Genomic DNA, 24,038 nt, shown 5'->3' with positions numbered 1-24,038 from the left:
GCTGCGTGCTGCTACGTGACGAGCAGTAACGGACGGGGAGGTGGTCGCCGTGGCGACGACGACCAGGACGCTGAGCGGGCCGTGCCGGGCGTGGCCGGCGGAGAGCAGGTTCATCCGGGAGGTGCTGGACCGCATCGGCGACAAGTGGACGATGCTCGTCGTCAGCACGCTCGGCAACGGGCCCCTGCGCTACTCCGACCTGCAGGCGAGCATCCCCGGGATCTCGCAGCGGATGCTCACGGTGACGCTCAAGGCGCTCGAGCGCGACGGGCTCGTCACCCGGACCGCGTACCCGGAGGTGCCGCCGCGGGTGGAGTACGAGCTGACGGACCCGGGACGCTCGCTGTCCGACGCCGTGCTGTCGATGGCCGCGTGGGCCGCGAGCCACCACGAGGAGGTCGCGGCGAACCGGCGGGCCCACGAGATCACCGGGGCGGGCCGGAAGGGCGCGTAGCGGCGCCCTCCCGGCCGGAACCGGTCGCGGTCAGGGGGCGACGACGACCTCGTGCGCGGACCGCTGCTGGTGGGCGTCCCAGTAGAACGGCGCGATCTGCGCCGCCGACAGCGCGGGCACGCCGTCGGGCGCCTGGTCGGTGATCCACGCGGCGATCGCGACGTGCGCGACGTGGATGCCGTCGCCCGCCAGCTCGCCGGCGAGGTTCAGCGCCCAGTTCCGCATGGCCGCGGCGCCGGCGTTCACGTTGCCGAAGACCGCCGACGGCGTGATCGACCCCGCGCCGCTGGTGAACAGCAGCGTGCCCGCGCCCGCCCGGAGGAGGTCCGGCAGCACGGCGGCCGCGGCGGTCTGGGCCCCGTACAGGTAGTACTCGACCTGCGCCTGGGTGTTCTCAGGGGTCGTCTCCCGGATGTGGACCGGGGCGAGCGGTCCGGCCGAGGCGTCGGCGGGGGAGTACTCCAGCACGTCGATCCCGCCGAAGTGCTGCTTCGCGGCGTCCAGCGCGGCCGTCAGGCCGGCGCGGTCCAGGACGTCGGCGGGGAACGCGGCCGCGGTGATCCCGTCGGCGGCGAGGTCGGCGACCAGGCCGTCGAGCTTCTCCCGGTTCCGGGCGACGAGCGCGACGTCGAAGCCCTCCGACCCGAACCTGCGCGCGATGGCGAGGCCGAGTCCGGGGCCGGCGCCGATGAGGGCGATCGTTGGCATGGTGCTCCTCTGGTAGTGCGGTGTGGTGGTGCTCCTGACAGATGGGGTGCGCGCGGCGTCCTCGGCCGGTCCGCCGCTCATGTCGCCGCCGGCGCCGCCGGCGCGCCCGCGACCACCCGGTCGAGCACCTGCGCGTAGGCCGCCACGGTCTGGGCGCCCGCGACGGCGAACCGGCGGTCGAGCACCACGAACGGCACGCCCCGCGCGCCCAGGTCCCGGCCCTCCCGGACGTCGGCCCGGACCGCGTCGGCGTACTCGTCGCCGGCCAGCACCTCCCGGACCCGCCGGCCCGACAGGCCGACCTCCTCGGCGACCCGCGTCAGCGCCTCGGCGTCGAAGGGGTCGAGGTCGCCGGCGAAGAAGCGGTCCTGGACGCGGGAGAAGAGCTCCAGGCCCCTGCCCGACTCGTGGGCGTGGTGCACGAGCCGGTGGACGTCGAAGGTGTTCGCGTTGCGCCGGTCCACGGAGAAGGGGAGACCCTCGCGCTGCGCGAGGGCCTGGATGCGGCGCTCCGCCTGGCGCACGACCTCCGCGTCGCCGCCGTGCGAGCGGAGGAACGCGGCCTCGATCGTCTCCGGCGTCCGCGGCGCGTCCGGGTGCAGCTCGAACGACCGCAGCGCGACGACGAAGCGCCCCGCGTCCGGCCGGGCCGCGATCGCGCGCTCCAGCCGGTGCTTGCCGACGTAGCACCACGGGCAGCCCAGGTCGGACCACACCTCGATCACCACCGAGCCCTCGGGACCGTCCGGCGTCGTCCGCTCATCCATCGTTCCACCCCACTCCTCGTGCGTCACCACATCATCGGTGCGTAAGGAGGGGGCTACAAAAGGCACTTCGAGGTGCGTGGGGGCGGGACTCCGCGCGGGTCGGTGGCGACGTCGACTAGCAGGGCACCGCGGGCACGTAGAGCCCGTCGCGCTCCGCGCGCACCGCGGCGTGGGTCCGCGTCGGCGTCCCGAGCTTGGCGGCGATGTGCTCGAGGTGCGTGGCGATCGTCCGCGAGGTGACGACGAGCCGGCGCGCGATGTCGGAGTTGGTGCACCCCTCGACGAGCAGCCCCAGCACCTCCAGCTCCCGCGGCGTGAGCCCGTGCAGCGGGGGCGCGGGGGAGAGCAGCGCCAGGCCGGCCAGCCCGGGACCCGCGTCGTCCGACGTGCTCAGGACGGTGACCCGCGCGTGGCCGTCGGGTGCGTGCGCCCCGCCGAGCGGCCAGAGGAACGACGAGCTGACCCGGCCGTCGCCCACCCGCCGCCGCACGAAACCGAGCAGCGGCGAGCCCGGCAGCAGCAGCGGGTCGGTCGCCAGCCCCGGCACCACCTGGCACCCGCCGTCCGCGCGCAGGGCCGTGCCCGCGGTCACGCCCTGGACGAGCCGGGCGCCGGCGAGGAGCGAGCTCAGCGGGTCGAGGCAGCGCGCGAGCAGGGGCGCGAGCCGGGCGAGGCGCCGGCGGGTGGCCGCGGACGGCGGGGCGGGGCTCGCGGAGAGCACCGCGAGGTGACCGACGTGCCGGCCGCCGTCGGCGAACAGGGCGACGCCGAGCCCCTCCCGGAGGCCGGACGGGATCAGGCAGTCGGCCCAGGTCGCCAGCTCCTCCGCGGGGTAGGGCAGGTCCGACGACCCCAGCGGCGGTCGCGCGCGGTCCGTGCCGGTCAGCTCGATGTCCCGGGCCACCTGCGGCCCCTCGAGGAACCGCACCGCGGCGTCGTCCAGGTCCAGCGTGGCGAGCAAGGAGGGGCGATGCTCCCCCGGGTCGGCGAACGCGAGGAAGGCCGCGTCGAACGGGACGACCCGGCGCAGCACCTCGAGCAGGCCCCGGGCTCGCTCGGCGGGCGGGGCGACGGGTCGCGCCGAGGCGGCCTCGGCGAGGAGCAGCTCATCGGCGCGGAGCGGGCGCATGGGGACCCCTCGGGGACGCCGGCGCCAGGGCGCCGACCACCCGGGCAGGGCCGTTTCTCGACCGGGAGGCGGGTGCGGACGAGACCCTTCCTACCCCACTGCGGGCCCCGTCGCCCGCGGGCGGGCGCCGGCCCGCGGAGACCACGGATCGGCAGGTCTGCCGATACCGCGGAGGCGCAGCACGTGGGTGCAATGACGTGTCCGACCCCGGCGTCCGCCGGGACCGATCTAAGGAGCCGTCATGAAGGCAGTGGTGTACGAGGGTCCGCGCCAGGTCAGCGTCTCGGACGTCCCGGACGCGAGGATCGAGCGGCCGACCGACGTGCTGGTGCGGATCACGTCCGCGAACATCTGCGGCTCCGACCTGCACATGTACGAGGGCAGGACGGACTTCGAGAAGGGCCGGTGGTTCGGGCACGAGAACCTGGGCCAGGTGGTCGAGGTCGGCGACGGCGTCGACAAGGTGCAGGTCGGCGACTGGGTGGTCCTGCCGTTCAACATCGCCTGCGGGCACTGCAAGAACTGCGAGCGGCAGCTGACCAACTACTGCCTCACCGCGCAGCCGGAGCCGAGCATGGCGGGGGCCGCCTACGGCTTCGCCGACATGGGCCCGTACGGCGGCGGCCAGGCCGAGCTGCTGCGGGTGCCGTGGGGCGACTTCAACTGCCTGCGGCTGGGCGAGGACGCCGAGGAGCGGCAGACCGACTACGTGATGCTCGCCGACATCTTCCCGACGGGGTACCACGCCACCGAGATGGCCGGCGTGAAGCCCGGCGACCAGACGGTGATCTACGGCGCCGGACCGGTCGGGCTGATGGCCGCGCTGTCGGCGACGATCCGCGGCGCCGGCAAGGTGATGGTCGTCGACCGGCAGCCCGACCGGCTGCGGCTGGCCGAGTCCATCGGGGCAATCGCCATCGACGACTCGAAGGTCGACCCGGTGGAGGCCGTCCTGGAGCAGACGATGGGCCTCGGCGCCGACAACGGCTGCGAGTGCGTGGGCTACCAGGCGCACGAGCCCGATGGCCAGGAGCAGACGAACCTGACCATGAACCGGTTGGTCGGCTCCGTCCGGTTCACCGGGACGATCGGCACCGTCGGCGTCTTCGTCCCGCAGGACCCCGGGGCCGAGGACGAGCTCGCGAAGCAGGGCAAGATCGCGTTCGACTTCGGCATGTTCTGGTTCAAGGGCCTGCACCTCGGCACCGGGCAGGCGCCGGTGAAGAAGTACAACCGGCAGCTGCGCGACCTGATCGCCGGCGGCAAGGCCGAGCCGTCGTTCATCGTGAGCCACGAGCTGCCGCTGGACCGCGCCCCCGAGGCGTACGAGCACTTCGACAAGCGCGACGACGGGTGGACGAAGGTCGTCCTGCACCCCGACGGGCGGGGGGCCTGACGTGGCCGGGGCGCTGGACGGGCGCCGGGTCGCGATCGTCGCGGCCGACGGGGTGGAGCGCGTCGAGCTCGAGAAGCCGCGCCAGGCGCTCGACGACGCGGGCGCGACCACCGTGGTGGTGTCGCTCGCGCCGGGCGAGATCCAGGCGCGGGACAACGACCTCGAGGACGCCGGCACGTTCCCCGTCGACCGCCTGGTCGGCGACGTGGCGGTCGACGACTTCGACGCCCTGCTGCTGCCCGGCGGCACGGTCAACCCGGACAAGCTGCGGATGGAGCCCGCGGCCGTGCGGTTCGTGCGGGACTTCGTCGGGTCCGGCAAGCCCGTCGCGTCGATCTGCCACGGCCCGTGGACGCTCCTCGAGGCGGACGTCGTGCGCGGCCGCCGCCTGACCTCGTGGCCCAGCGTGCGCACCGACCTGCGCAACGCGGGGGCCGAGGTCGTCGACGAGGAGGTGGTGACGGACGGCACGCTCACGACGAGCCGCTCGCCCGACGACCTCCCCGCCTTCTGCGAGCGGATCGTCCAGGAGTTCGCCCGCGGCCCGCAGCCCGCCCACGCGGGGGCCGGGTCGTGACCGGGCCCGTCGCGCGGGTGGGGTCCGCCGCGGCGCTCGCCGGCGGCGCGGTGCTGCTCGTGCGGGTCGCGCGCGGCCGGGCGCCGCGCGGCCCCGTCACGGGCGGCTGGACCGGGTCCGGGTGGCTGGCGGTGACCGTGCTGCGCGAGCCGTCGGACCTCGACACCGACCAGCTGCCGGCCCCGCTCGCCGAGCTGGGGGACCGGGTCGAGGTCCGGGTCCGCCCCGCGGCCGGCGGCAAGGGGACCGAGCTGGCGGCTCGGCTCCGGGACCGGCCGGCGCCGGCGTCCGCGCCGAGCCGGCTCGGCGGGCGCGACCCCGAGGCCGGGCTGCGCTCCGCGCTGCGCCGGGCCAAGCAGGTGTACGAGGTCGGGGAGGTGCTGGCGGTGGACCCGGCACCGCACGGCAGGCGGACGGCGACTCCCTGGGGCGCGCTGCTGGAGGCGTGGACCCGGGTCGCGCCGGCGGGAGGTGTGCGATGAAGGCGGTGACCTGGCGGGGCGTCAACGAGATCAGCGTCGAGGACGTCCCCGAGCCCGGGATCCTCAACGACCACGACCTGATCCTCGAGGTGGGGCTGAGCGCGACCTGCGGCTCCGACCTGCACCTGCTCGGCGGCTACATCCCCGCGATGCGCGCGGGCGACGTGCTCGGCCACGAGTTCATGGGCACGGTCGCCGAGGTCGGGCGCGCCGTGACGAAGCACCGGGTCGGCGACCGGGTCGTGGTCGTCTCCTTCACCAGCTGCGGGCAGTGCTGGTACTGCCGGCAGGGCCTGTGGTCCCTCTGCGACAACGGCAACCCCAACCCGGGGATCACCGAGGCGCTCTGGGGCCAGTCCATCGGTGGCTGCTACGGCTACTCGCACGCGATGGGCGGCTGGGCCGGCAGCCACGCCCGCTACATCCGGGTGCCGTACGCCGACCAGGGCGCGTTCGCCATCCCCGACGGCGTGTCGGACCTGCGGGCCCTGTTCGCCTCGGACGCCGGCCCGACCGGCTGGACCGGGGCGCACCAGGCCGGCGTGCAGCCGGGCGACGTCGTCGCCGTCTGGGGCGCCGGGGGAGTCGGGCAGATGGCGGCGCGGGCGTCGATGCTCATGGGGGCCGAGCGGGTGGTGGTCATCGACCGCTACGACAACCGCCTCGACCAGGCGCACACGTACGTCGGGGCCGAGACCCTCGACTACGAGCAGACCGACGTCACCGCCGCGCTGCGGGAGATGACGGGCGGCCGCGGGCCCGACGTCTGCATCGAGGCCGTCGGGATGGAGGCGCACTCGCCCGGGCCGCAGTACGCGTACGACCAGGTCAAGCAGCAGCTGCGGCTGCAGACCGACCGGCCGACCGCGGTGCGCGAGGCCATCTACGCGTGCCGGAAGGGCGGGACGGTCTTCACCCTCGGCGTGTTCGCCGGCGTGGTGGACAAGTTCCCGCTCGGCGCCGTGATGAACAAGGCGCTCACCCTGCGCGGCGCCCAGCAGCACGGGCACCGGTACATCCCGGAGATCCTCGAGCGCATGAGCCGGGACGAGGTGACGACCGAGCACCTCGCCACGCACGTCATGTCCCTGGACGACGGCCCGACGGGCTACCGGATGTTCAAGGAGAAGGAGGACGGGTGCGTGCGCGCGGTGTTCCGCCCGGGTGGGTGACCGGGTGGTGACCGGGCGCGGGTCCGCGCCGGGTGCCGCCGCCGGGGACGGCGCGGGGGAGTCGACCTTCCTCGGGTCGCGCCGCCTGCTGCTGTTCCTCGGCGGCGGCGTCCTGGCGGCGGCGGCGACCGCGGTCCTCGGCGCGCCCGAGATCGCGGTGCTCGTGGGCTGGGTCTTCGCCGCCGGCGGGCTGCTGCTCCGGGTCTGGCGGATCGGCTGGCCGCAGGACCACCGCGGGACCAAGCGGCTCGCCGAGGAGGAGGGGCGGACGCGCGCCACCGACGCCGCCGTCCTCGGTGCCGCCGTGATCAGCCTCGGCGCGGTCGCCCAGGGCCTCGTCCAGGCCCAGTCCCGGGACCTCCTCGGGATCGTCACCGTGATCCTGTGCGTCCTGACCGTCGTCCTGTCCTGGTCCCTGGTGAACACCGTCTTCGCGCTGAAGTACGCCCGGCACTACTACGCGGGGGGCGACGGCGGGATCGACTTCGGGCAGGGCGAGGCGCCGGCCTACAGCGACTTCGCGTACCTCGCGTTCACCGTGGGGATGAGCTTCGGCGTCGCCGACACCCAGCTCGTCACCACCCCGATCCGCAAGGTGGGGCTCGGGCACGCGCTGCTGTCGTACCTGTTCGGGACCGTGGTGATCGCGGTGGCGGTCAACCTGGTGACGAACCTGGGCCAGTCGGGCTGAGCGCGGGGACCGCGACCCCGCTGCCGGCACCTCCGCGTCCCGGGACCCCCCGGTGCTCGCCGCCGGGTGGCTACCGTCTCGGGCATGACGAGCGAGACCGACCTCCACGAGCGCCTGGACCGCCTCGAGTCCGAGTCCGCCATCCGCACGCTGGTGCACGAGTACTGCCACGGGGCCGACAAGCGGGACCTCCGCCGGTTCGCGGCCGTGTGGACCCCGGACGCCGTCTGGCAGGTCGCGCCCACGCAGGAATTTCGGGGAGTGGAGGCGATCTGCGCCGCTGTCGAGTGGCAGTAGAGCGCGTTCCCGCAGATGCACCACTGGACCGCCAACCTCGTGATCGACCTCGCCGGCGACGAGGCGTGGGGCGAGGTCGACGTCAGCGTGACGACCCGGCTCCCGGACGGTGCCTGGCTGCGCGGCGGCGGGGTCTACCGCGGCACGTACGTCCGGACCGGCCTCGGCTGGCGCATCTCGCGACGCGAGGCCGAGCACCTGTTCAGCCTCGATCCACGGCCTGGCCAGGACCCCGGCACGCTCGATCGCCACGAGGCGCTCGGCGCGGGGTCGGGCGACCCGGAGCGGTAGCGCGACCCGCGGGGACGGCCGCGTCGCGCGTCGGAACGCGGTGGTCCTCCCGTGCGCGGGTGTTACGCGACGCGGAACACCGGCCACCCGATCTCCGTGCGCCAGGCGGCCGGGTCGGCGGTGTCCCGGGGCCCCACGCGGTAGACCTCCCGCACGGGGCCGGCGACCGCCATCGCGTTCCCCACGACCCACGCGCCGAGCTCGCCGTAGGTGACGTCCACGCCGTCGTGCTCGCCGACGTGGGTGGTCACCGCCAGCTCCGCGGCCGGGAGGGTGACGGCGCGCACCCGTCCGGTGCGCGGCGGGTCCGAGGTCGGCAGGTAGACCAGCGCCCGGCCCCGGCCCTCCTCGAACAGGCCGTCGTCGTAGGTACCCCCCGACGGTCCGGTCGCGCCGGCGCCGACGGCCGACTCCAGCTCGGCCATGGCGCCGGCGAACCACGCCTCCACCTCGTCGTGCCCGATCACCGCCTCGACCGCCGCGACCCGGCGCGCGGGCTCGGCGCGCAGCTCGACCGTGATCGGCGCGGGGTCGGGCCGCAGCAGGCGCCGCAGCGAGGCGACCGCCGCACGGGTGCGGTCGAGCTCGGACTCCAGGCGCCGGAGGTGCCCCGCGACCAGGGCCGACCGGGCGCCGGGCTCCGAGGCGCGCAGGATCAGCCGGACGTCGCCCAGGGGGACGTCGAGCTCGCGGAGGCGGTGGATGACCTGGGCGGTGGGGATCTGCTCGACGGCGTAGTACCGGTAGCCGGTCGTGCCGTCCACGACGGCCGGCTCGAGCAGCGCCGCCTCGTGGTACCGACGCAGGGTCCGCACGCTCAGGTGGGTCAGCCGCGAGAACTCGCCGATGGTCAGCACGCACCCAGTGTGGGGGCTCTCCCCGGGGGAGGGTTGACCGCTTGACCCTGCTCCCGGGGGAGGCCGCACGGTGACGACATGACACGCACCGAGCACGCCGACACCGTCCCGACCACCGTCCGCGACTTCCTCGCCGCCAGCACCGTGCACGACGCCGACGCGGCCTCGGCCTTCCTCGTCGAGGACGTCGTGGTCGTCGACCAGGGCGAGGCCTTCCGCGGCCGCGACGAGGTGCGTGCCTTTGTGCGCGACGCCGGCGCCGAGTTCGCGTACACCACCGAGCAGACCGGCGCCCGCCGCGTCGACGACGACCACTGGGTCGTCACCCTGCGCCTCGAGGGCACGTTCCCGGGCGGCGTCGCCGACCTGGACTACCGCTTCACCCTCCGCGGCGGCCTCGTGGCCGAGCTGGTCATCGCCAACCACGACGCGTGAGCCGGCCACCGGGACTCGGCCGCTCTGACGCCCTCAACGGCCGTAGCGGCCGGCGAACCGCTCGACGGCTTCCGCACTGGCCGGGCTGAACACGCCCACGAGGTTCTGGTCGGGGTCACGCAGGAAGAAGACCCGGTTGCCCCACGGCATGAGCGCCGGCTCGGCGACGAACTCCGTGCCCAGCGCGGCCAGGCGCGCGTACTCGGCGTCGACGTCGTCGACGAGGAACTCGACGATCGCCGAGCGGTTGGCCGCCGCCTCGGCGGAGCCGGGGGCGAACAGCGGCACCGTGGCGGTGCTGCCGAGGGCGAGGGTCGCGGTCGGGGTGACGATCTCGGCGAACACCGGGGCGGGGCGTACGGCGGTGGTGCCGGTGAGCTGCTCGTAGAAGTCGACCATCGCGTCGATGTCGTCGGTGATGAGGCGGGTCGAGACGAGGGCGGGGGTCCGGGAGCTGGTCATGGACGCGACGCTAGGACGAATATAGGGCGGAATCCGCCCGGTATGCGTGGGAATCTGTCCACATGACCCGCTCCACCGCTCGTGTGCTCGCCCTCCTGGAGCGCCTCCAGGCCGGAGGGATCCAGTCGGTCGGGACGCTCGCCGCCCGGCTGGGCGTCGACGAGCGGACCGTGCGTCGCTACGTGGCGCAGCTGGTGGAGATGGCGGTGCCGGTCGAGGCGGTCCGCGGGCGCCACGGCGGGTACCGCATCGCCCCCGGCTACCGGATGCCACCCCTCATGCTGACCGACGACGAAGCGCTCACCCTGCTCCTGGGCCTGATCATCGGCCGTCGCGGCGGCGGGCTGCCGGTCGACGACGAGGCCGTCGAGAGTGCCGTCGGCAAGGTGCGTCGCGTGCTGCCGCGACGGACGGCGTCGCGGCTCGACGCGCTGCTCTCCTCCGCGGACCTGGCGCTGCTCGGCCGCTCCGGACCGTCGGCCACGGAGGCCGCCGGTGGCACCGACCCGGAGGTGCTGCTGGTCCTCGCCGAGGCCGCTCGCGATCGCCACCCCGTCGAGATCCGCCACACCCGCGCGGACGGGACGGCCAGCGGGCGGACCATCCTGCCGTACGGCGTGGTCGCGCGGTCCGGGCGCTGGTACGTCACGGGCCACGAGTCGCGCACCGGTGAGATCCGGACCTTCCGCGTCGACCGGATGAGCAACCCGGTGACGCTGCCCGGCTCGTTCCACGTGCCCGGCGACTTCGACGCGAGCGCCACCGTGCTGGCGGGCCTCGCCGCCACCCCGTGGCGCCATGAGGTGTCGGTCCGCGTCGCCGGCACCGTCGAGGACCTGCGCACGCAGCTCCCCGCCGGCCTGGCGGCGCTGGAACCGACCTCGTCCGCCGCGGGGCCCTGGACCCGCGTCCACCTGCGCGCCGAGCGGCTGGACTGGGTGGCTCCGTACCTCGCCGGGCTCGGCCGCGATCTCGTCGTCGAAGGTCCGGCCGAGCTCCGGGAGCACGTCCGGGTCCTGGCCGACCGCCTGCGCGCTGCGTGCGGGGACGAGATCGCCGACGAGACCTCTCCCGAGGACCGACCCGAGCGCCGCGGCCCCCGGGTCCGCATCGTCCATCTGACGGGCGCGGTGTTCGACGCGCTCGCCGCCGGTGACCTCGCCCGCGCGAACGCGTGCAGCCCCGTCCGGTTGACCTCGTACTTCGCCGGACCCGACTGGCGCAGCACGTGGGCGAGGCGGGGCGAGCAGGCTCGTCGGGACCCCGCCAGCACGGCCTGGGTCACCGGCGTCATCTGGGACGAGGACCAGTCCTTGGCCGCCGGTCGCGCCGGCTTCCACGGACCGCCGGACGCCGACGGCATGGTGGAGATCGGGTACGCGGTCGATCCCGCGCACCGTCGCCGCGGTTACGCCCGTGCGGCACTCGAGGCGCTGCTCCAGCGAGCTCGGGAGGAGCCCTCGGTGCGCACGGTGCGGGTCACCATCGCTCCGGGGAACACCGCCTCCCTCGGGTTGGCCGCGCAGTACGGGTTCACCGCCGTGGGGGAGCAGTGGGACGACGAGGACGGTCTGGAATCGTCTACGAGGTCGCTGCCGACGCCGGGACCTCGTCGCCGGTCGTCTCGGACGAGCAGATGGCGTCGCTGGCGCCGGGGGGTCTGCGTGCCGTCGTCTTCGACGTGGGGGAGACCCTGGTCGACGAGTCGAGGGCGTGGGGCGAGCAGGCTCGGACGGCAGGGGTGACCCCGTTCAGTCTCATGGCCGCGATCGGATCGGTGATCAGCCGAGGACGCGACCACCGCGAGGCGTGGACGCTGCTCGGGGTGGCGCCGCCGGCCTCGGCACCTGAGATCGAACCGGGCGACCTGTATCCGGACGCGCTCGAGTGCCTCCGCTCGGCACGCGCGGCGGGTCTCGTGGTGGGGGTGGCGGGGAACCAGCCCCGAGGGGCGGAAGCCGCACTCAGAGCGGCCGGTGTCGACGTCGATTTCGTGGCCGCCTCCGCCACGTGGGGGGTCGCGAAGCCGTCGCCCGAGTTCTTCCGACGCGTGGTGGAAATGACCCAGGTCGACGCTCACCGCGTCCTCTACGTCGGCGACCGCCTGGACAACGACGTCCGCCCGGCAGCCGCCGCAGGTCTGCGGACGGCGTGGCTGCGACGCGGACCGTGGGCGCAGCTGCAGCAGCGGACGACCGACGAGGCGCGCCCGGACCTCGAGCTCCGCGATCTCGCGCAGCTGACCGCGATTCTCGGGCGCCCTGCGCCGCCCGGCGAGCGAGCCGGCGACTAGCGTCGGGTCGCGTGACCCTACCCCCGACGACCGACGTCCCCGGCGGCGTCATCGAGCTGTCCGATGCCCGTCGCGGGACCTCTCGCCAGGTCTCGCTCTGCGGCTTCGAGATCGGCACGCGACCGGTCACGGCGGCCGAGTACGCCGCCGTGACCGGAGAGGCGGGGGTCCCGGACGGGTCTCCCGCTGCCCCGGTGCACGGAGTGCGCTGGCTCGATGCCGTGGCGTGGTGCAACGCGGCGTCCGTCCGCGCCGGCCTGACCCCGGTCTACGAGCTCGGCGGACAGCTCGTGCGGTGGGACGTCACCGCGGCGGGTTACCGGCTCCCGACCGAGGCGGAGTGGGAGTTCGCGTGCCGGGCCGGCACGACGGAGGCTACCTACGGACCGCTCGCGGCCACGGCCTGGACGTCGCTGGACGACGTGGACGGCCCGCAGCCGGTGGGTGTCAAGGCTGCCAACGCATGGGGCCTTCACGACATGCTCGGCAACGTCTGGGAGTGGTGCTGGGACTTCGCCGACACCGCCCGGTACGGCGACTACCGCGTGCTGCGTGGTGGAGGGTGGGCGGACGCGACGTGGAGCGTCCGTGCCTCGGTGCGACGCGGCAGCGCCCCCGACGCCGTGATCGAGGACGTCGGGTTCCGCGTCGCACGCGGCGCGGTGCCGACGCGCGGCTCCGGGTCGGTGCAGGGGTGGTCGGCCGACGAGGACCGCCGACGCGCCGACGTCCGTGGTCCGCTTCCCCTCGGCTGGACACCGCTGCGCGGGTTGTGACCCGACGACGACTAGACGGTCAGCGGGTTCTCGACGCTCAGCTGCCCGTGCTCGACGAGCCAGCGCACCGACTGCAGGATCGCGTCCTCGGGCTCCCACGCCGGCGCGTACCCCAGCAGGTCGCGCGACTTCTCGATGGACAGCACGTGGTTGCGCTGCAGGTGACCCCAGGAGCTCTCCGCGAACTCGGAGGTGGTGAGGGTCCGGAACTCGTCCCACGTCACCGGCTCGAGCCGGGCGGTCCGGCCGAACCAGCCAGCGGCGATCGTCGCGTAGCCGTGCACGGTGAGGGCATGGGGTGCGACGGCGTGGAAGTCCTCTCCCGCGGCCTGGTCGCGACGCGCGACGGCCAGCTCGAAGACCTGGGCGACGTCGTCGGCGTGCACGTGGTGCATCGACTCGGCGCCGCTCCCGGGGACGCGCAGCGTTCGTCCCGCCGAGAGCGCGGTCCACGTCGCGGGGTCGTTGTTGCCGAGGACACCGGTGGGGTGCCACCCGGGGCCGACGATGTGCCCCGGGTGCACGGAGGTCGTCACCAGCCCACCTGCCGCGGTCTCGCGCGCGAGGTAGCGGGCGATCAGCTCCTTCTGCGTCCCGTACTCGTCGATCGCCGGGGTGCCCTGCCCCTCGCTGATCGGCAGCTTGAGGCTGGGGCCGTACCGCCACAGCGATCCGCAGTGCACCAGGTGCTCGACGCGGCCGCGGATCGCCTCGACGAGCGAGGTGGTGCTCTCCAGCGTGAAGCCGAGGAGGTCGATGACCACCTGCGGTTCCAGCCCGAGCACCGTCGCGCCGAACGTGCCCTCGGCGTCCTGCTGCGACCGGTCGACGGCGACCTGCGCCACCTGCTGCCACTCCGGGCCGACCGCGTAGGCCTCGCGCGTGCCGCGGCTCATCGAGATGACGTCGTGGCCGGCACGGACGAGACGCGGGACGAGGTACGTCCCGATGTGGCCGCTGCCACCGATGACGAGGACGCGCATGGGTGCTCCTGTGTTCGTGGCGACGACGGGGCGCCGCCGGCTCTCGTGAGGCTAAGTCACGGGGGAGGGGTGGGTCAGGTCGACAGCGTGACCGTGCGAGCTGTTCGGTGACCGAACCCCGGACGTCGGCGGCGCTGGCCCGCTAGCGTGCCGAGAGCGTTCGGGCACCGGCCCGACAAGACGGGGGGCACGGTGTCGGTGGCGCAGCGGCAGATGGCACGGGTTCGGCTACGGGCAGCGGCGAAGGTCGTCGCCGTGCTGGCCCTCCTGCTCGCCGTCGCAGACGGGTTCCGGTGGGGGAATCGCTGGTACGTGGCCACTCAGTTCGCCCAGTCCGACGTGGACTGGGGCAACGCGATGGTCACGCACGCGCACGAGGCGCTGGTCCGCGGGCTCGCGCTGCTTCTGGTGGCGGCTGTCGCGGCGGCGATCGGGTGGCGCGTGCGCGTCGTCGTGCACCGCTGACCCGGGCGAGCGTGATCCGCCGATGCTGGACGCTGGCGGCCAGGTCGGACATCGCAACAGCACGCAGCCGGAGGTCAGCGCAAGATGAAACGGCCTACTGGCACCTCTGCGTATCAGGATCGGTCGTACTCCATGCCGTCCGCGGCGACTGCCGGGCCGCGAAGAAGCACCCGACGACCGGTGTGGCGGGCATCCGCCGAGGTCGCCGAGGCGCACCAGGGCGAGCTGTTCAGGGCCGGGCGATGCCGTCGAAGGTCTGCAGCACGTCGCGCGCGTGGGTGGTCGGGTCGTACGGCGGGTTGCCGACACCCTGGGTCAGGGGGATGTCGGTGACCGCGTCCCAGAGCCCGCTCTGGTCGCCGGACGCCAGGGCCAGCAGTGCGTCGCGCACGAGCGTGTCGCGGGCGATCTGCTCATCGGAGGCACCTGGTCGCGTCTGGCCGACGATGCCGTACATCTCGGTGCCGTGGACGGCGTGCGCTCCCTCGACGGGGCCGACGCAGAGCAGGTGCGCGGTGCCTCCGGCGGCTGCGTGCGCGAGCGCTCCGCGGGCCTGCGGGAGGGTGAAGGAGAAGTCGGTGAGCAGCGCACCGCGGACCTGGACCGGGGTGCGTCCGTCGACGTCGTAGGCGGCGATGATCGTGCGGGCGCGGCTGCGGGGGATGCGGTTGCGGTGGGCGAACTCCTCGACCAGGCCGTCGATGCTGCCGGGGTCGAAGTCCTCGGTCCGGTGCAGGACCCACCAGTCGGTCTCGTGGGTGGTGCTGCTGAAGAGGATCTCGACGTCGCGGTGCCGGCCGGACTCCAGGACGCGCATGGGATGGTCGACGAGGACGCCGTTCGGCTGGTCGCGGTCGTCGACGATGGCGATGACGTCGTTGTCGACCCCGTGCGCGGCGCCCGGGTCCGACGACTGCGTGGCGGCCATCGTCGCGGCGAGCACGTACGCGTCGACGTCCAGCAGCTTCTCGGGATCGTCCTGGATACCCAGGGCGGTGAGGACCGCGAGGGCACGCTCCTCCGCTCCCCACGCCGGCACCTGGCGGGACGGCATGCCGGAGAACGCGGCGAGCCGGTGGTACAGACCGTCGGCGGACGGTGCGGCGAGCAGACTCAGGGCGCTGAAGGCGCCCGCGCTGTGGCCGGTGACGGTGACGTTGTCGGGGTCGCCGCCGAACCGGGCGATGTTCTCCCGCACCCAGCGCAGCGCAGCGATGATGTCGTGCAGGCCGAGGTTGGTGGCCTCGGCGAGCGCGCCGCCGTACTGGGACAGGGACAAGCACCCGAAGGGGCCGAGTCGGTAGTTCAGCGAGACCCCGATGGCCCGTCCGGTCGCGGCGAGTCCGGATGCGTTCGAGGTGGTCTGGGTGTTCGCGCCGAGCATCCAGCCGCCGCCGAAGACGTAGACGACGACGGGCAGCGGCTTGTCGCCGGTGTCCTCGGGGGCCCAGACGTTGAGGTTCAGGCAGTCCTCGCTGAAGCCGTTGTCGGCCTCGAGCCAGCTCGTGTCGCCGGCCTGCAGGGGGGCCGGGCCCTTCTGGTCGTAGGGCCGGTCCGGGTCGAAGGGCAGCAGGACAGGGCGGCGGAAGCGCTCGGCTGCGGCGTAGGGGATGCCCATCCAGGAGCGGACGGGGTGGTTCGTGGTGCCGGTCATGAGGAGGTCCTTTCGGTGGTGGGTGGCTCGTCGCGCGCCTGGTCTGGTGTGTCACCGGTCGCGGCGCGCAGCTGCGCCCAGTGGCGCAGGCGTTCGGTGATGGCGCGTTCGTAGCCGTGGGTGGTGGGCTCGTAGTAGGTCTCTCGGCTCATGCCGGCGGGGAGGTAGTCGGCGCCGGAGAACCCGTCGGGGGTGTCGGGGTCGTACTGGTAGCCGTCGCCGTAGCCGAGGTCCTTCATCAGCCGGGTCGGGGCGTTGAGGATGTGCGCCGGCGGCATGAGCGAGCCGGTGCGCCGGGCCGCGGCCCGCGCCCGGCTCGCGCCGCGGTACACGGCGATCGACTTGGGAGCCGTGGCGAGGTAGACCGCCGCCTGGGCGATCGCGAGGTCGCCCTCGGGGGAGCCGAGCCGTTCGTAGGCGTCCCAGGCGGCGAGGGTCTGCTGGACCGCGGCTGGGTCGGCCATGCCGACGTCCTCGTTCGCGAACCGCACGAGCCGGCGCGCGATGTACAGCGGGTCCTCCCCGCCGTCGAGCATCCGCGCCAGCCAGTACAGCGCCGCGTCCGGGTCGGACCCGCGCATGGACTTGTGCAGGGCGGAGATCAGGTTGAAGTGCCCCTCCTGGGACTTGTCGTACAGCGGCGCCCGCTTCTGCACCGCCCGGGCCAGTTCCGTGGCGTCGACCGGCCCGGGCAGCGACTGCACCTGCTCGATCATGTTGAGCAGGTACCGCCCGTCACCGTCCGCCATCGCGGTCAGCGCCTGGCAGGCGTCGTCGTCGAGGGGGAGGGGGGCGCCCAGCAGGTCCTCGGCGCGGGCGATCAGCGTCGTCAGCGCGTCGTCGTCCAGCCGCCTGAGCACCAGGACCTGGCAGCGGGACAGCAGCGCGGCGTTCAGCTCGAAGCTGGGGTTCTCGGTCGTCGCCCCGACCAGCACGATCGTCCCGTCCTCCACGTAGGGGAGGAACGAGTCCTGCTGGGCGCGGTTGAACCGGTGGATCTCGTCGACGAACAGCAGCGTGCCCTGCCCGACCTCGCGCCGCCGCTGCGCGGCCTGGAACACCTTGCGCAGGTCCGCGACCCCGGAGAACGTCGCGGACAGCGGCTCGAACACCAGGTCGGCCCGTTCGGCCAGCAGCCGTGCGATCGTCGTCTTGCCGCAGCCGGGCGGTCCCCACAGCACCATCGAGGCCAGCCGGTGCGCGGCGAGCATCCGCCCGATCGGGGCGTCGTCGGCGAGCAGGGTGCTCCTGGCCCACGACGTCCGTGAGGGCCCGGGGGCGTAGTCGCTCCGCAAGCGGGCGCGAGGCATCGTCCACCTCGAACAACGACGGCGGGTCCTGCGTCACGGGGACGTCTTCCCGGCCCGGTCGGCGACGAGGTCGTAGGACCCCTGCACGAGCTCCTCGACCAGCCGGCGCGTGACACCCGGGCCCGCGCCGACCGAGATCCAGTGCTCCTTGTCCAGGTAGCGCCCGCGGGTGATCGAGTCGTGGTCGCGCCGCAGAGCGTCACCGTGGTGCGGGTCGACCTTGACCGTGATGACCTGCGCGTCGGTGTCGTCGTCCGTCACGATCAGGAAGACCTTGTCGCCGACCTTCCACACGTCCAGGTGCGGGGTGAACGGCCGGCCGTTGCTGACGTCGTCCAGAACCTCGGCGGCGCCGCGGGCGACCTGCTGAAGCCGGGCGCCGGACAGGCTCATGACTCCCTCCGGCCGAACAGGGCCGGGTCGACCGGCCGCTTCTCCCGCGGCAAGTTCTCCACGACCAGCAGGTAGGACTCCGTCACCAGGTCCTCGACCAGGGAGGGTTCCAGGGAGCCGCCCGGGTGCAGCGTGATCCAGTGCTGCTTGTTCATGTGGTACCCCGGCGTGATGTCCGCGTGCTCGCTGCGCAACGCCGCGGCGTCGTGCGGCTCGGACTTCAGGATCACGATCGGCTCGCCGGTCGCCTCGGTCATCAACATGAACACCTTCCCCCGGACCTTGAACACGTCCCACTCCGGCCCGAAGGGATGCTCCAGGTCGCTCCCGGGCAGCTCCTCGGCTCGTGCCCGGGCCCGCTCCTGCACCGTCTGGTCCTGCATGGGGCCTCCCTCGCTCGACTCCTTCACGCAAGTACGTACCATGGTACGTACTTCGACTGACAGGAGACCCGGTGCGCAAGGGCAGGCCGAACGACCCGCAACGACGCGACCGCATCCTGCGGGCCACGCTCGCCGTGATCGGCGACGAGGGCGTGCACGCGACGTCCTACCGTCGGGTCGCGGCGCGCGCCGACGTCCCGCTGGGCTCGATGACCTACTACTTCGCGGACCTGGAGACGCTGATCGTCAGCGCCTTCGAGACCCTGGGGGAAGGCTTGGAGCCGCGGTACGCCGGCCCGCTGCGCGACGCGCGGGACGAGCTCGAGGCGGTCGAGGCGCTGGTGGCGGCCACCGGCGGCGCGACCAGCCCGAGCCGGCACGACATCCGCCTGTACACGGAGATGTACCAGTACGCCGCGCGCAGTCAACGGGTGGCCGAGCTCGTCCGCACCTTCCAGGAGGACTCGCTGCAGGTGCTGCGCCGACACTTCTCGGACTCCGCGGCGCGCGCGGTCGACGCACTCATCTGGGGCTGGTGGACCTACCGCTCGTTCCACGACACGCCTCTGGACGAGGCGATGGTCCGGCGCGCCTTCCGAGCGCTGGTCACCGACCTCGCCGACGACACCGGGACCGAACCCGACGGCGCGACGTCACGCGCCTGAGCGAACACCACACCGAGGGGACCGACAGATGAGCGACACGATCACGACCCACCGCGCCGCACCGCCGACCATGCGCGCGGTCGTCGTCACCCGACCCGGGGACCTGGCGGCGTTGGAGGTCCGCGACGTGCCCACCCCCGCGCGCGAGCCGGGCTGGGTGCTGATCGCCGTGCGGGCGTTCGGGGTCAACGAGTCCGAGGTCACCACACGCAAGGGGGAGTCCGACGCCGACGTCACCTACCCCCGCATCCCCGGGATCGAGGGCGTCGGGGTGGTCGTCAATGCCGACCCGGACAGCGACCTGCGCCCCGGCCAGCAGGTGGCGACCCTGATGGGCGGCATGGGCCGCTCCTTCGACGGGTCCTACGCCGAGTGCGTCACCGTCCCCGCGAACCAGGTCATCCCGTTCGAGAGCACGCTGCCCTGGGAGACGCTCGGGGCGCTGCCCGAGACGCTCCAGACCGCGTACGGGTCGCTCAGCACGGGCCTGGACCTCCAGGCCGGGCAGACGCTGCTCATCCGCGGCGGGACGTCCACGGTCGGGCTGGCGGCCGCGACCCTCGCCAAGGAACTCGGCGCCACGGTCATCGCCACCACAAGGCACGCCGACCGGCTCGACTCCCTCCGCGCCGTCGGCGTGGACCACCCGATCACCGACGACGGGAACATCGCCGCCACGGTGCGGGACCTCGCCCCGTCCGGCGTGGACGCTGCGCTCGAACTGGTCGGCTGCACCGCCCTTCCCGACACACTGGCCTGCGTCCGGATCCACGGGACCACGTGCTTCACCGGCGCACTCGGGGGAGCGTGGACGATCACCGACTTCAACCCGTTCGCCATCCCCAAGGGCGTCCGCCTCACCAGCTACGCCGGCGACGCCGGCGACCTTCCGCCCGAGGTGCTCCAGCGCCAGCTCGAGGCGATCGGCGCAGGCCGCCTCACCGTGCCCGTTGCGCGCACCTACCGCGGGCTCGAGCAGGTCCCCGACGCGCACGCCGCACTCGAGTCGGGGAGGACCACGGGGAAGCACGTCGTCGTCCTCGATCACTGAACGCCGGCGACGGCTGCGAACCGTGACCGACCGTCGCTCATGGGCCGGGGTGTACGCGGTCTGACATAACGTGCATTATCGGCGTTGCGCCAGCGGCTGCGGGCCCGGGCGCACAGGCCGGACGATCGCCCAAGCCGCAGCGGTGCCCAGGCCCCACGTCACCGCCGCGATCCCGCCGACCAGCGCGGCGATCGTCCAGTCGTACGGCGCATCCGGTTCGGTGGACCGCCAACCGAGCGGGCCCCACGGGCTGAACGGGAACGCCGCGCCGACGGCGGCGGCTCCGGCGGTGAACCAGCCGACCGTCAGCACCTGCCACCCGAGACCGGCCTCGTGGAGGCTCACCGCCGCCGCGGCCAGCAACGGCATGCCGATCACGACGGCGGGCACGACGGCGAGCAACGGGACCCAGAGCACCACGTACCGGACGTCAGGCAGCGCGCCGAGGTCACCCGAGAACGCCGCCGTGGCCACCAGCAAGGCAAGGATGCTCGCGGCGACCGAGAGCACGAACGCCAGCGGCCAGACCGCGAGCACGCGCCACCACCGGACGGACATGGTGGCGATCATGGCACCCGACGGGCCCGCGACGTGCGCGATGGCCAGCGAGTCCCCCGGGTGCGCTGGCGCGCCGGGCATCACCCGTCCGCGCGCAGCCCGGCCAGCAGCACCGCCACCGCGGCGCGCGCGTCGTACCGCTCGTCCGACTCGGCGCCGATGCACAGGTTCCCGATCGACCGCATCAGCTCGTAGGCGCCCAGCGCGTCGCCGATCTCGCCCGCGGCCCGCGCGGCGGCCAGCAGCTCGCCGCACACCGGCACGAGCCGGCTGACGAACAGCCTGTGCAGCGCCTCGAACCCCGGGTCCGTCGAGCGCAGCGCTCCTGCGAGCCCGTGCTTGGTGACGAGGAAGTCCACGAACCCGTCGATCCACGTCGCCAGCGCCGCCGACGGCGTCCCGCCCGCGGCGAGCAGGTCGGGCCCGAGGTGTGCCAACGCGTCGATCTGGTGCCGGTAGACGGCGACGACCAGGTCGGCGCGCGTCGGGAAATGCCGGTAGATCGTGGCGACGCCGACGCCGGCTCGCGCGGCGACGTCGCGCACCGGGACGTCGACGCCGGCGCGGACGAACTCCGCGGACGCGGCGTCCAGCAGCGCGGCGATGTTGCGCTCGGCGTCCGCGCGCCGCCGTCCCCGACCCGGGTTCGCCTCGGTCTCGGTCATGTGTGGGCCCACCTCGCGCTGCTTGCTAACCGGAACATGGTTCCATATGGTCTACCGGAACACTGTTCCGCATGGTTCAGTGTGCCAGATCGTCGTCTCCGTCGAAAGGCCATCGCCGTGACCACCAGCACGATCCCCGCGACGCCCATCAGCTCGGTCAAGCCGGTCGAGGTCCCGGCCGAGGGCCGCCCCGATCCTCTGCGCGTCCGGGTCACCGCTCCTCTGCGCGGCGACCGCCTCCCCGTCGTCGTCCTGTCCCACGGCAACGGCTGGTCGATGGACGGCTACGCACCGCTCGCCGAGCACTGGGCCGGTCAGGGCTTCGTCGTCGTCCAGCCCACGCACCTCGACTCGCGCTCCCGGGGCCTCGGTCACGACGACCCCGGCTTCGCGGACATCTGGCGATGGCGCATCGCGGACCTCACGGCGGTGCTGGACCACCTCGACCAGGTGGTGGCGGCCGTCCCCGGGCTGGTCGAGCGGGTCGACCGGGAGCGGATCGCGGTCGCGGGGCACTCCTGGGGCGCGCAGACCGCGGGCACCCTGCTCGGCGCCGGCGTGCTGAGCCCCGACGGCGCCACCGAGGAGCGGTTCGCCGACCCGCGGGTGCGCGCGGGGATCCTGCTCGCCGCGACGGGCACCGGCGACAGCCTCACCCCGTTCGCCGCGGAGCACCTGCCGTTCATGCGCCCCGCGTACGGGCACCTGACGACCCCGACGCTCGTGGTCGCGGGTGACGCCGACCGCTCGGCTCTGTCCAGCCGCGGACCCGACTGGTTCACCGACGCCTACCGCCTCAGCCCGGGCGCTGACGCGCTGCTCACCCTGGTCGGCGGCGAGCACTCCCTGGGCGGGATCGTCGGGCACGAGGTAGCCGAGACGACCGACGCCAGCCCGGAACGGGTCCGGCTCGTGCAGCGCGTGACCACCGCGTGGCTGCGGACCCGGCTCGGTGTCGACCCGACCGCGTGGCCCGCGGTGGCCGCGGACCTGCGGTCGTCGCGGGGCCGGTTCGGCCTGCTGTCGACCCCGTGACCGCGCCGCCCCGCCGTCACCCCGCGGCGACGGTGCGCCGACGGCGGAGGTCGGCGGTCGCGCTCGCGAGGTAGCTCGCGCCGAGCAGCGTGAACAGCGTCCCCGAGGCAGGCCCGACCCAGCTGCCGCTCGGCTCGAGCGACCACCACCGGCTCACCGAGAACACCAGCCAGAGCCCGCCCAGCCAGAACCCGGTCGCGGGCGTGCGGGTCATCTGCCACCACGGCTTCTTCGCTGCGGACTCCATGCCGTCGAGCCTAGCGACGTCGCCCCGGCCAGGAGCCTGGTTGCGCGATCGACCTCGCCCCCCCGTCCACCGCCGGTGCGTCAGCGCGGGTCGAGCACGACCACGGGGATCTCCCGGGTCGTCTTCGCCTCGTACCCGGCGAACCCGGGGTACGCGGCCTTCTGCTGCTCCCAGATCGCCCTGCGCTCCTCCCCCGAGGCCACCCGCGCCACGAACTCCCGCCTCCCGGTGCCGATCTCGGCGGACACGCGCGGCTCCGCCACCAGGTTGTGGAACCACGCGGGGTTCACGTCCAGCCCGGCGTACGACGCGAACACGGCCACCCGACCCTCGCCGAGGTCCCGGTAAATCACCGGGTTCACGCGCTCCTGTCCCGACCTCGCGCCCGTGGTGTGCAGCAGGAGCAGGGGCGACCCCTCGAACCGGCCGCCCACCCTGCCGTCGTGGGCGCGGAACTCCTCGATGATGCTCGTGTTCCAGTCGTTCATGGGTGCCTCTTCCCGAGTTCTCTCGTGTTCAACAAGCATGACCGGCCCGGGCTTCCGCCCCGTTGCAGCGGCCGGCGGGCTCAGAGCGCCGCCGCCACGGCCCGCGCGCGCTCGGCGATCGCGTCCGCGTCCGCGGGACGGCCCGGTGCGAACGGCAGCGTCATCCGGTCCCTGCTCCGGTCCCGGTACCGCGGGATGACGTGCAGGTGGAAGTGGAAGACCGTCTGCCAGGACTCCGGGCCGCTGCAGTTGAGCAGGTTGACCCCGACGGCGCCGAGCGCGGCACGCACTCCCCCGGCGATCCGCCGCGCGGCGAGCACGGTCGCGGCCAGGTCCTCCGCGGGGATGTCGAACAGGTCGGCGCTGTGCCTCTTGGGGATCACGAGGAGGTGGCCGTCGGAACCGGGGTCGATGTCCATGAAAGCGAAGGTCGTCTCGTCCTCGGCCACCTTCGCGCACGGGACCACGCCGGCGACGATCCCGCAGAACACGCAGTCCTCTGACGGGGCTGCCTGGTCGCTCACGCCGTGATGCTAGTGCGCTCGGCGTGGTCTGCAGCACGAGGGCCGCAGGCTTGCAGGGCCGAGCGACAAAAGGGCGCGACGATCCCGCGCTCCGTGGTCCATGCTCGGCGGGAGTGCGCCGCGCGAACCGCCGCGGCCGCAGGAGCACGAGGAGCCAGCGGATGTCCGCAGGGAGCGGGGTCGGCCGACACGGCCACCTTGTGTGACGGGTCCCCCGCCGTCGCGCCGGACCGACCCACCCGCACGGGTGCGCGTCCCGGTCCCCCGCGACGGCGCTGCCCCGTGCCCGCGCGGCCCTGACCGCGCCGGGCGCTCCCCCTCTCCGAGAGCGAGCTCCACCATGCGTGCCCTGACCGTGCCCGAGATCCGTGCCTCCTTCGTCAACTGCTCCCGCCGCGACGCGGCGCAGGCCGTGCTGCCCGACCTGGCGTCCCTCGACTGGGATCGCCTGGACTACCTGGGCTGGACGGACCCCAAGAACCCCCGCCGCGCCTACGTCGTCACCCGCGTCGACGACCGCCCGACCGGCATGGTGCTGCGCGCCTCCGACGGCGCCACCCGCCGCAGCGCCGTGTGCACCTGGTGCGAGGACGTCGTCGCGACCAACGAGGTGGCCCTGTTCGTGGCGAAGCTGGCCGGCCCGGCCGGGCGGAACGGTGACACCATCGGCACCCTGATCTGCGCCGACTTCGCGTGCTCCCGCAACGCCCGCCGCCGGCCGACGATCGTCGAGGCCGGGGAGGACGCCGCCGCGGTGGTCGCCCGGCGGGTCGCGGCGGTGCAGGAGCACAGCGCGCGGTTCGTGGCCGCGGTCGCCCGCGGCTGAGCCT

The 24,038-nt window shown here is 73.8% G+C and carries 30 protein-coding genes and 1 pseudogene; 16 read left to right on the top strand and 15 right to left on the bottom strand.

The genetic code is table 11. From position 1 onward, the window contains the following. The first annotated feature begins 49 nt into the window (after nt 1-49). A complete protein-coding gene (locus tag FKM96_RS19950; RefSeq protein WP_147796715.1) occupies nt 50-454 on the top strand; it encodes a helix-turn-helix domain-containing protein in 405 nt (134 codons plus the stop codon). Nucleotides 455-484: 30 nt separating this feature from the next. Here FKM96_RS19950 and FKM96_RS19945 read toward each other — a convergent pair whose 3' ends face one another. The 3 genes from FKM96_RS19945 to FKM96_RS19935 all read right to left on the bottom strand — a co-directional run bounded on the left by FKM96_RS19945 (nt 485) and on the right by FKM96_RS19935 (nt 3,058). Further along, nucleotides 485-1,162, bottom strand: a complete 678-nt coding sequence (locus FKM96_RS19945; RefSeq protein WP_147796714.1) for an SDR family oxidoreductase — start codon at nt 1,160-1,162, stop codon at nt 485-487. Nucleotides 1,163-1,239: 77 nt separating this feature from the next. After that, complete coding sequence (locus FKM96_RS19940) at nt 1,240-1,929, bottom strand: DsbA family oxidoreductase (RefSeq protein WP_147796713.1); 690 nt, start codon at nt 1,927-1,929, stop codon at nt 1,240-1,242. A gap of 115 nt (nt 1,930-2,044) precedes the next feature. Continuing rightward, nucleotides 2,045-3,058, bottom strand: a complete 1,014-nt coding sequence (locus FKM96_RS19935) for a helix-turn-helix transcriptional regulator (RefSeq protein WP_147796712.1) — start codon at nt 3,056-3,058, stop codon at nt 2,045-2,047. 241 nt (nt 3,059-3,299) lie between these two features. Between FKM96_RS19935 and FKM96_RS19930 the strand changes: the two genes are divergently transcribed. From FKM96_RS19930 to FKM96_RS21770, 6 genes and pseudogenes are all read left to right on the top strand, one after another. After that, complete coding sequence (locus FKM96_RS19930) at nt 3,300-4,454, top strand: glutathione-independent formaldehyde dehydrogenase (RefSeq protein ID WP_147796711.1); 1,155 nt, start codon at nt 3,300-3,302, stop codon at nt 4,452-4,454. A 1-nt stretch (nt 4,455) separates the two neighbouring features. Beyond that, nucleotides 4,456-5,031, top strand: a complete 576-nt coding sequence (locus tag FKM96_RS19925; protein WP_147796710.1) for a type 1 glutamine amidotransferase domain-containing protein — start codon at nt 4,456-4,458, stop codon at nt 5,029-5,031. Further along, nucleotides 5,028-5,513, top strand: coding sequence for a hypothetical protein (locus tag FKM96_RS19920; RefSeq protein WP_147796709.1), 486 nt, complete (start codon nt 5,028-5,030; stop codon nt 5,511-5,513). Before FKM96_RS19925 ends, FKM96_RS19920 begins: the two co-directional genes overlap by 4 nt. After that, entirely contained in the window at nt 5,510-6,685 is a 1,176-nt protein-coding gene (locus FKM96_RS19915; RefSeq protein WP_147796708.1) for a zinc-dependent alcohol dehydrogenase, read from the top strand. Before FKM96_RS19920 ends, FKM96_RS19915 begins: the two co-directional genes overlap by 4 nt. A 4-nt stretch (nt 6,686-6,689) precedes the next feature. Continuing rightward, nucleotides 6,690-7,376, top strand: a complete 687-nt coding sequence (locus tag FKM96_RS19910) for a DUF1345 domain-containing protein (RefSeq protein WP_147796707.1) — start codon at nt 6,690-6,692, stop codon at nt 7,374-7,376. 84 nt (nt 7,377-7,460) lie between these two features. Further along, nucleotides 7,461-7,964 (top strand): annotated as a pseudogene (locus tag FKM96_RS21770) (nuclear transport factor 2 family protein). Nucleotides 7,965-8,026: 62 nt separating this feature from the next. Here the strand turns inward: FKM96_RS21770 and FKM96_RS19895 are convergent. Further along, nucleotides 8,027-8,821, bottom strand: coding sequence for a MerR family transcriptional regulator (locus FKM96_RS19895; protein ID WP_147796704.1), 795 nt, complete (start codon nt 8,819-8,821; stop codon nt 8,027-8,029). A gap of 78 nt (nt 8,822-8,899) precedes the next feature. Between FKM96_RS19895 and FKM96_RS19890 the strand changes: the two genes are divergently transcribed. Continuing rightward, entirely contained in the window at nt 8,900-9,256 is a 357-nt protein-coding gene (locus FKM96_RS19890) for a nuclear transport factor 2 family protein (protein ID WP_147796703.1), read from the top strand. Between the two features lie 33 nt (nt 9,257-9,289). On the opposite strand, the gene FKM96_RS19885 is transcribed toward FKM96_RS19890, so the two are convergent. Further along, on the bottom strand, nt 9,290-9,718 hold the full coding sequence (locus FKM96_RS19885; protein WP_147796702.1) for a VOC family protein: 429 nt from the start codon (nt 9,716-9,718) through the stop codon (nt 9,290-9,292). Nucleotides 9,719-9,780: 62 nt separating this feature from the next. On the opposite strand from FKM96_RS19885, the gene FKM96_RS21765 reads away from it, so the two are divergent. From FKM96_RS21765 to FKM96_RS19870, 3 genes are read left to right on the top strand one after another with little or no spacing between them, the layout of a single operon-like run. Next, nucleotides 9,781-11,463 carry a GNAT family N-acetyltransferase gene (locus FKM96_RS21765; protein ID WP_147796701.1) on the top strand — a complete coding sequence of 561 codons (1,683 nt, stop codon included), beginning with the start codon at nt 9,781-9,783 and terminating at the stop codon, nt 11,461-11,463. After that, complete coding sequence (locus FKM96_RS19875; RefSeq protein ID WP_147796700.1) at nt 11,355-12,011, top strand: HAD family hydrolase; 657 nt, start codon at nt 11,355-11,357, stop codon at nt 12,009-12,011. Before FKM96_RS21765 ends, FKM96_RS19875 begins: the two co-directional genes overlap by 109 nt. A gap of 11 nt (nt 12,012-12,022) precedes the next feature. Next, nucleotides 12,023-12,787, top strand: a complete 765-nt coding sequence (locus FKM96_RS19870; protein WP_147796699.1) for an SUMF1/EgtB/PvdO family nonheme iron enzyme — start codon at nt 12,023-12,025, stop codon at nt 12,785-12,787. Between the two features lie 11 nt (nt 12,788-12,798). Here the strand turns inward: FKM96_RS19870 and FKM96_RS19865 are convergent, their stop codons facing one another. Continuing rightward, a complete protein-coding gene (locus FKM96_RS19865) occupies nt 12,799-13,770 on the bottom strand; it encodes an NAD(P)-dependent oxidoreductase (protein ID WP_147796698.1) in 972 nt (323 codons plus the stop codon). Nucleotides 13,771-14,025: 255 nt separating this feature from the next. Between FKM96_RS19865 and FKM96_RS19860 the strand changes: the two genes are divergently transcribed. Further along, nucleotides 14,026-14,235 (top strand): hypothetical protein, encoded by a 210-nt coding sequence (locus FKM96_RS19860; protein ID WP_147796697.1) that lies wholly within the window; start codon nt 14,026-14,028, stop codon nt 14,233-14,235. A gap of 229 nt (nt 14,236-14,464) precedes the next feature. Here FKM96_RS19860 and FKM96_RS19855 read toward each other — a convergent pair whose 3' ends face one another. The 4 genes from FKM96_RS19855 to FKM96_RS19840 are packed head-to-tail and all read right to left on the bottom strand — an operon-like array spanning nt 14,465 to nt 17,975. Then, entirely contained in the window at nt 14,465-15,889 is a 1,425-nt protein-coding gene (locus tag FKM96_RS19855) for a carboxylesterase family protein (protein WP_147796696.1), read from the bottom strand. Further along, nucleotides 15,886-17,199 (bottom strand): replication-associated recombination protein A, encoded by a 1,314-nt coding sequence (locus tag FKM96_RS19850; RefSeq protein ID WP_210417321.1) that lies wholly within the window; start codon nt 17,197-17,199, stop codon nt 15,886-15,888. The genes FKM96_RS19855 and FKM96_RS19850 overlap by 4 nt, the downstream gene beginning before the upstream one ends. Before the next feature lie 33 nt (nt 17,200-17,232). Then, the gene (locus tag FKM96_RS19845) at nt 17,233-17,592 is read right to left on the bottom strand and encodes an MmcQ/YjbR family DNA-binding protein (protein ID WP_147796695.1); all 360 of its coding nucleotides are present in this window, start codon (nt 17,590-17,592) and stop codon (nt 17,233-17,235) included. Then, nucleotides 17,589-17,975 carry an MmcQ/YjbR family DNA-binding protein gene (locus tag FKM96_RS19840; protein WP_147796694.1) on the bottom strand — a complete coding sequence of 129 codons (387 nt, stop codon included), beginning with the start codon at nt 17,973-17,975 and terminating at the stop codon, nt 17,589-17,591. The genes FKM96_RS19845 and FKM96_RS19840 overlap by 4 nt, the downstream gene beginning before the upstream one ends. Before the next feature lie 71 nt (nt 17,976-18,046). Here FKM96_RS19840 and FKM96_RS19835 point away from each other — a divergent pair, with 71 nt between their 5' ends. After that, nucleotides 18,047-18,640, top strand: a complete 594-nt coding sequence (locus tag FKM96_RS19835) for a TetR/AcrR family transcriptional regulator (protein ID WP_168217058.1) — start codon at nt 18,047-18,049, stop codon at nt 18,638-18,640. Between the two features lie 28 nt (nt 18,641-18,668). Beyond that, a complete protein-coding gene (locus tag FKM96_RS19830; protein WP_210417320.1) occupies nt 18,669-19,691 on the top strand; it encodes a zinc-binding dehydrogenase in 1,023 nt (340 codons plus the stop codon). A gap of 75 nt (nt 19,692-19,766) precedes the next feature. Here the strand turns inward: FKM96_RS19830 and FKM96_RS19825 are convergent, their stop codons facing one another. Next, nucleotides 19,767-20,249, bottom strand: a complete 483-nt coding sequence (locus FKM96_RS19825) for a hypothetical protein (RefSeq protein WP_147796692.1) — start codon at nt 20,247-20,249, stop codon at nt 19,767-19,769. An 80-nt stretch (nt 20,250-20,329) separates the two neighbouring features. Beyond that, entirely contained in the window at nt 20,330-20,914 is a 585-nt protein-coding gene (locus FKM96_RS19820; protein WP_147796691.1) for a TetR/AcrR family transcriptional regulator, read from the bottom strand. A gap of 117 nt (nt 20,915-21,031) precedes the next feature. On the opposite strand from FKM96_RS19820, the gene FKM96_RS19815 reads away from it, so the two are divergent. Then, the gene (locus FKM96_RS19815; protein ID WP_210417319.1) at nt 21,032-21,949 is read left to right on the top strand and encodes a serine aminopeptidase domain-containing protein; all 918 of its coding nucleotides are present in this window, start codon (nt 21,032-21,034) and stop codon (nt 21,947-21,949) included. Nucleotides 21,950-21,965: 16 nt separating this feature from the next. Here FKM96_RS19815 and FKM96_RS19810 read toward each other — a convergent pair whose 3' ends face one another. The 3 genes from FKM96_RS19810 to FKM96_RS19800 all read right to left on the bottom strand — a co-directional run bounded on the left by FKM96_RS19810 (nt 21,966) and on the right by FKM96_RS19800 (nt 23,208). After that, nucleotides 21,966-22,196 (bottom strand): hypothetical protein, encoded by a 231-nt coding sequence (locus tag FKM96_RS19810; protein ID WP_147796690.1) that lies wholly within the window; start codon nt 22,194-22,196, stop codon nt 21,966-21,968. An 80-nt stretch (nt 22,197-22,276) separates the two neighbouring features. Beyond that, nucleotides 22,277-22,684, bottom strand: a complete 408-nt coding sequence (locus tag FKM96_RS19805; RefSeq protein ID WP_147796689.1) for a nitroreductase family deazaflavin-dependent oxidoreductase — start codon at nt 22,682-22,684, stop codon at nt 22,277-22,279. A gap of 80 nt (nt 22,685-22,764) precedes the next feature. Then, complete coding sequence (locus FKM96_RS19800; protein WP_210417318.1) at nt 22,765-23,208, bottom strand: HIT family protein; 444 nt, start codon at nt 23,206-23,208, stop codon at nt 22,765-22,767. 340 nt (nt 23,209-23,548) lie between these two features. Between FKM96_RS19800 and FKM96_RS19795 the strand changes: the two genes are divergently transcribed. Then, nucleotides 23,549-24,034, top strand: a complete 486-nt coding sequence (locus FKM96_RS19795; protein ID WP_147796688.1) for an FBP domain-containing protein — start codon at nt 23,549-23,551, stop codon at nt 24,032-24,034. Nucleotides 24,035-24,038 lie beyond the last annotated feature (4 nt).

It is taken from the genome of Cellulomonas sp. Y8, from assembly GCF_008033115.1.
GTDB lineage: Bacteria > Actinomycetota > Actinomycetes > Actinomycetales > Cellulomonadaceae > Cellulomonas.
This window is presented reverse-complemented; position numbering and strand designations above follow the sequence as displayed.

Coding starts and splice junctions, on each gene's coding strand:
- FKM96_RS19945 (WP_147796714.1), bottom strand. CDS start 1,162: ATGCCAACGATCGCCCTCATCGGCGCCGGCCCCGGACTCGGCCTCGCC.
- FKM96_RS19940 (WP_147796713.1), bottom strand. CDS start 1,929: ATGGATGAGCGGACGACGCCGGACGGTCCCGAGGGCTCGGTGGTGATC.
- FKM96_RS19935 (WP_147796712.1), bottom strand. CDS start 3,058: ATGCGCCCGCTCCGCGCCGATGAGCTGCTCCTCGCCGAGGCCGCCTCG.
- FKM96_RS19930 (WP_147796711.1), top strand. CDS start 3,300: ATGAAGGCAGTGGTGTACGAGGGTCCGCGCCAGGTCAGCGTCTCGGAC.
- FKM96_RS19915 (WP_147796708.1), top strand. CDS start 5,510: ATGAAGGCGGTGACCTGGCGGGGCGTCAACGAGATCAGCGTCGAGGAC.
- FKM96_RS19890 (WP_147796703.1), top strand. CDS start 8,900: ATGACACGCACCGAGCACGCCGACACCGTCCCGACCACCGTCCGCGAC.
- FKM96_RS19885 (WP_147796702.1), bottom strand. CDS start 9,718: ATGACCAGCTCCCGGACCCCCGCCCTCGTCTCGACCCGCCTCATCACC.
- FKM96_RS21765 (WP_147796701.1), top strand. CDS start 9,781: ATGACCCGCTCCACCGCTCGTGTGCTCGCCCTCCTGGAGCGCCTCCAG.
- FKM96_RS19875 (WP_147796700.1), top strand. CDS start 11,355: ATGGCGTCGCTGGCGCCGGGGGGTCTGCGTGCCGTCGTCTTCGACGTG.
- FKM96_RS19865 (WP_147796698.1), bottom strand. CDS start 13,770: ATGCGCGTCCTCGTCATCGGTGGCAGCGGCCACATCGGGACGTACCTC.
- FKM96_RS19855 (WP_147796696.1), bottom strand. CDS start 15,889: ATGACCGGCACCACGAACCACCCCGTCCGCTCCTGGATGGGCATCCCC.
- FKM96_RS19850 (WP_210417321.1), bottom strand. CDS start 17,199: ATGCCTCGCGCCCGCTTGCGGAGCGACTACGCCCCCGGGCCCTCACGG.
- FKM96_RS19845 (WP_147796695.1), bottom strand. CDS start 17,592: ATGAGCCTGTCCGGCGCCCGGCTTCAGCAGGTCGCCCGCGGCGCCGCC.
- FKM96_RS19840 (WP_147796694.1), bottom strand. CDS start 17,975: ATGCAGGACCAGACGGTGCAGGAGCGGGCCCGGGCACGAGCCGAGGAG.
- FKM96_RS19830 (WP_210417320.1), top strand. CDS start 18,669: ATGAGCGACACGATCACGACCCACCGCGCCGCACCGCCGACCATGCGC.
- FKM96_RS19825 (WP_147796692.1), bottom strand. CDS start 20,249: ATGTCCGTCCGGTGGTGGCGCGTGCTCGCGGTCTGGCCGCTGGCGTTC.
- FKM96_RS19820 (WP_147796691.1), bottom strand. CDS start 20,914: ATGACCGAGACCGAGGCGAACCCGGGTCGGGGACGGCGGCGCGCGGAC.
- FKM96_RS19810 (WP_147796690.1), bottom strand. CDS start 22,196: ATGGAGTCCGCAGCGAAGAAGCCGTGGTGGCAGATGACCCGCACGCCC.
- FKM96_RS19805 (WP_147796689.1), bottom strand. CDS start 22,684: ATGAACGACTGGAACACGAGCATCATCGAGGAGTTCCGCGCCCACGAC.
- FKM96_RS19795 (WP_147796688.1), top strand. CDS start 23,549: ATGCGTGCCCTGACCGTGCCCGAGATCCGTGCCTCCTTCGTCAACTGC.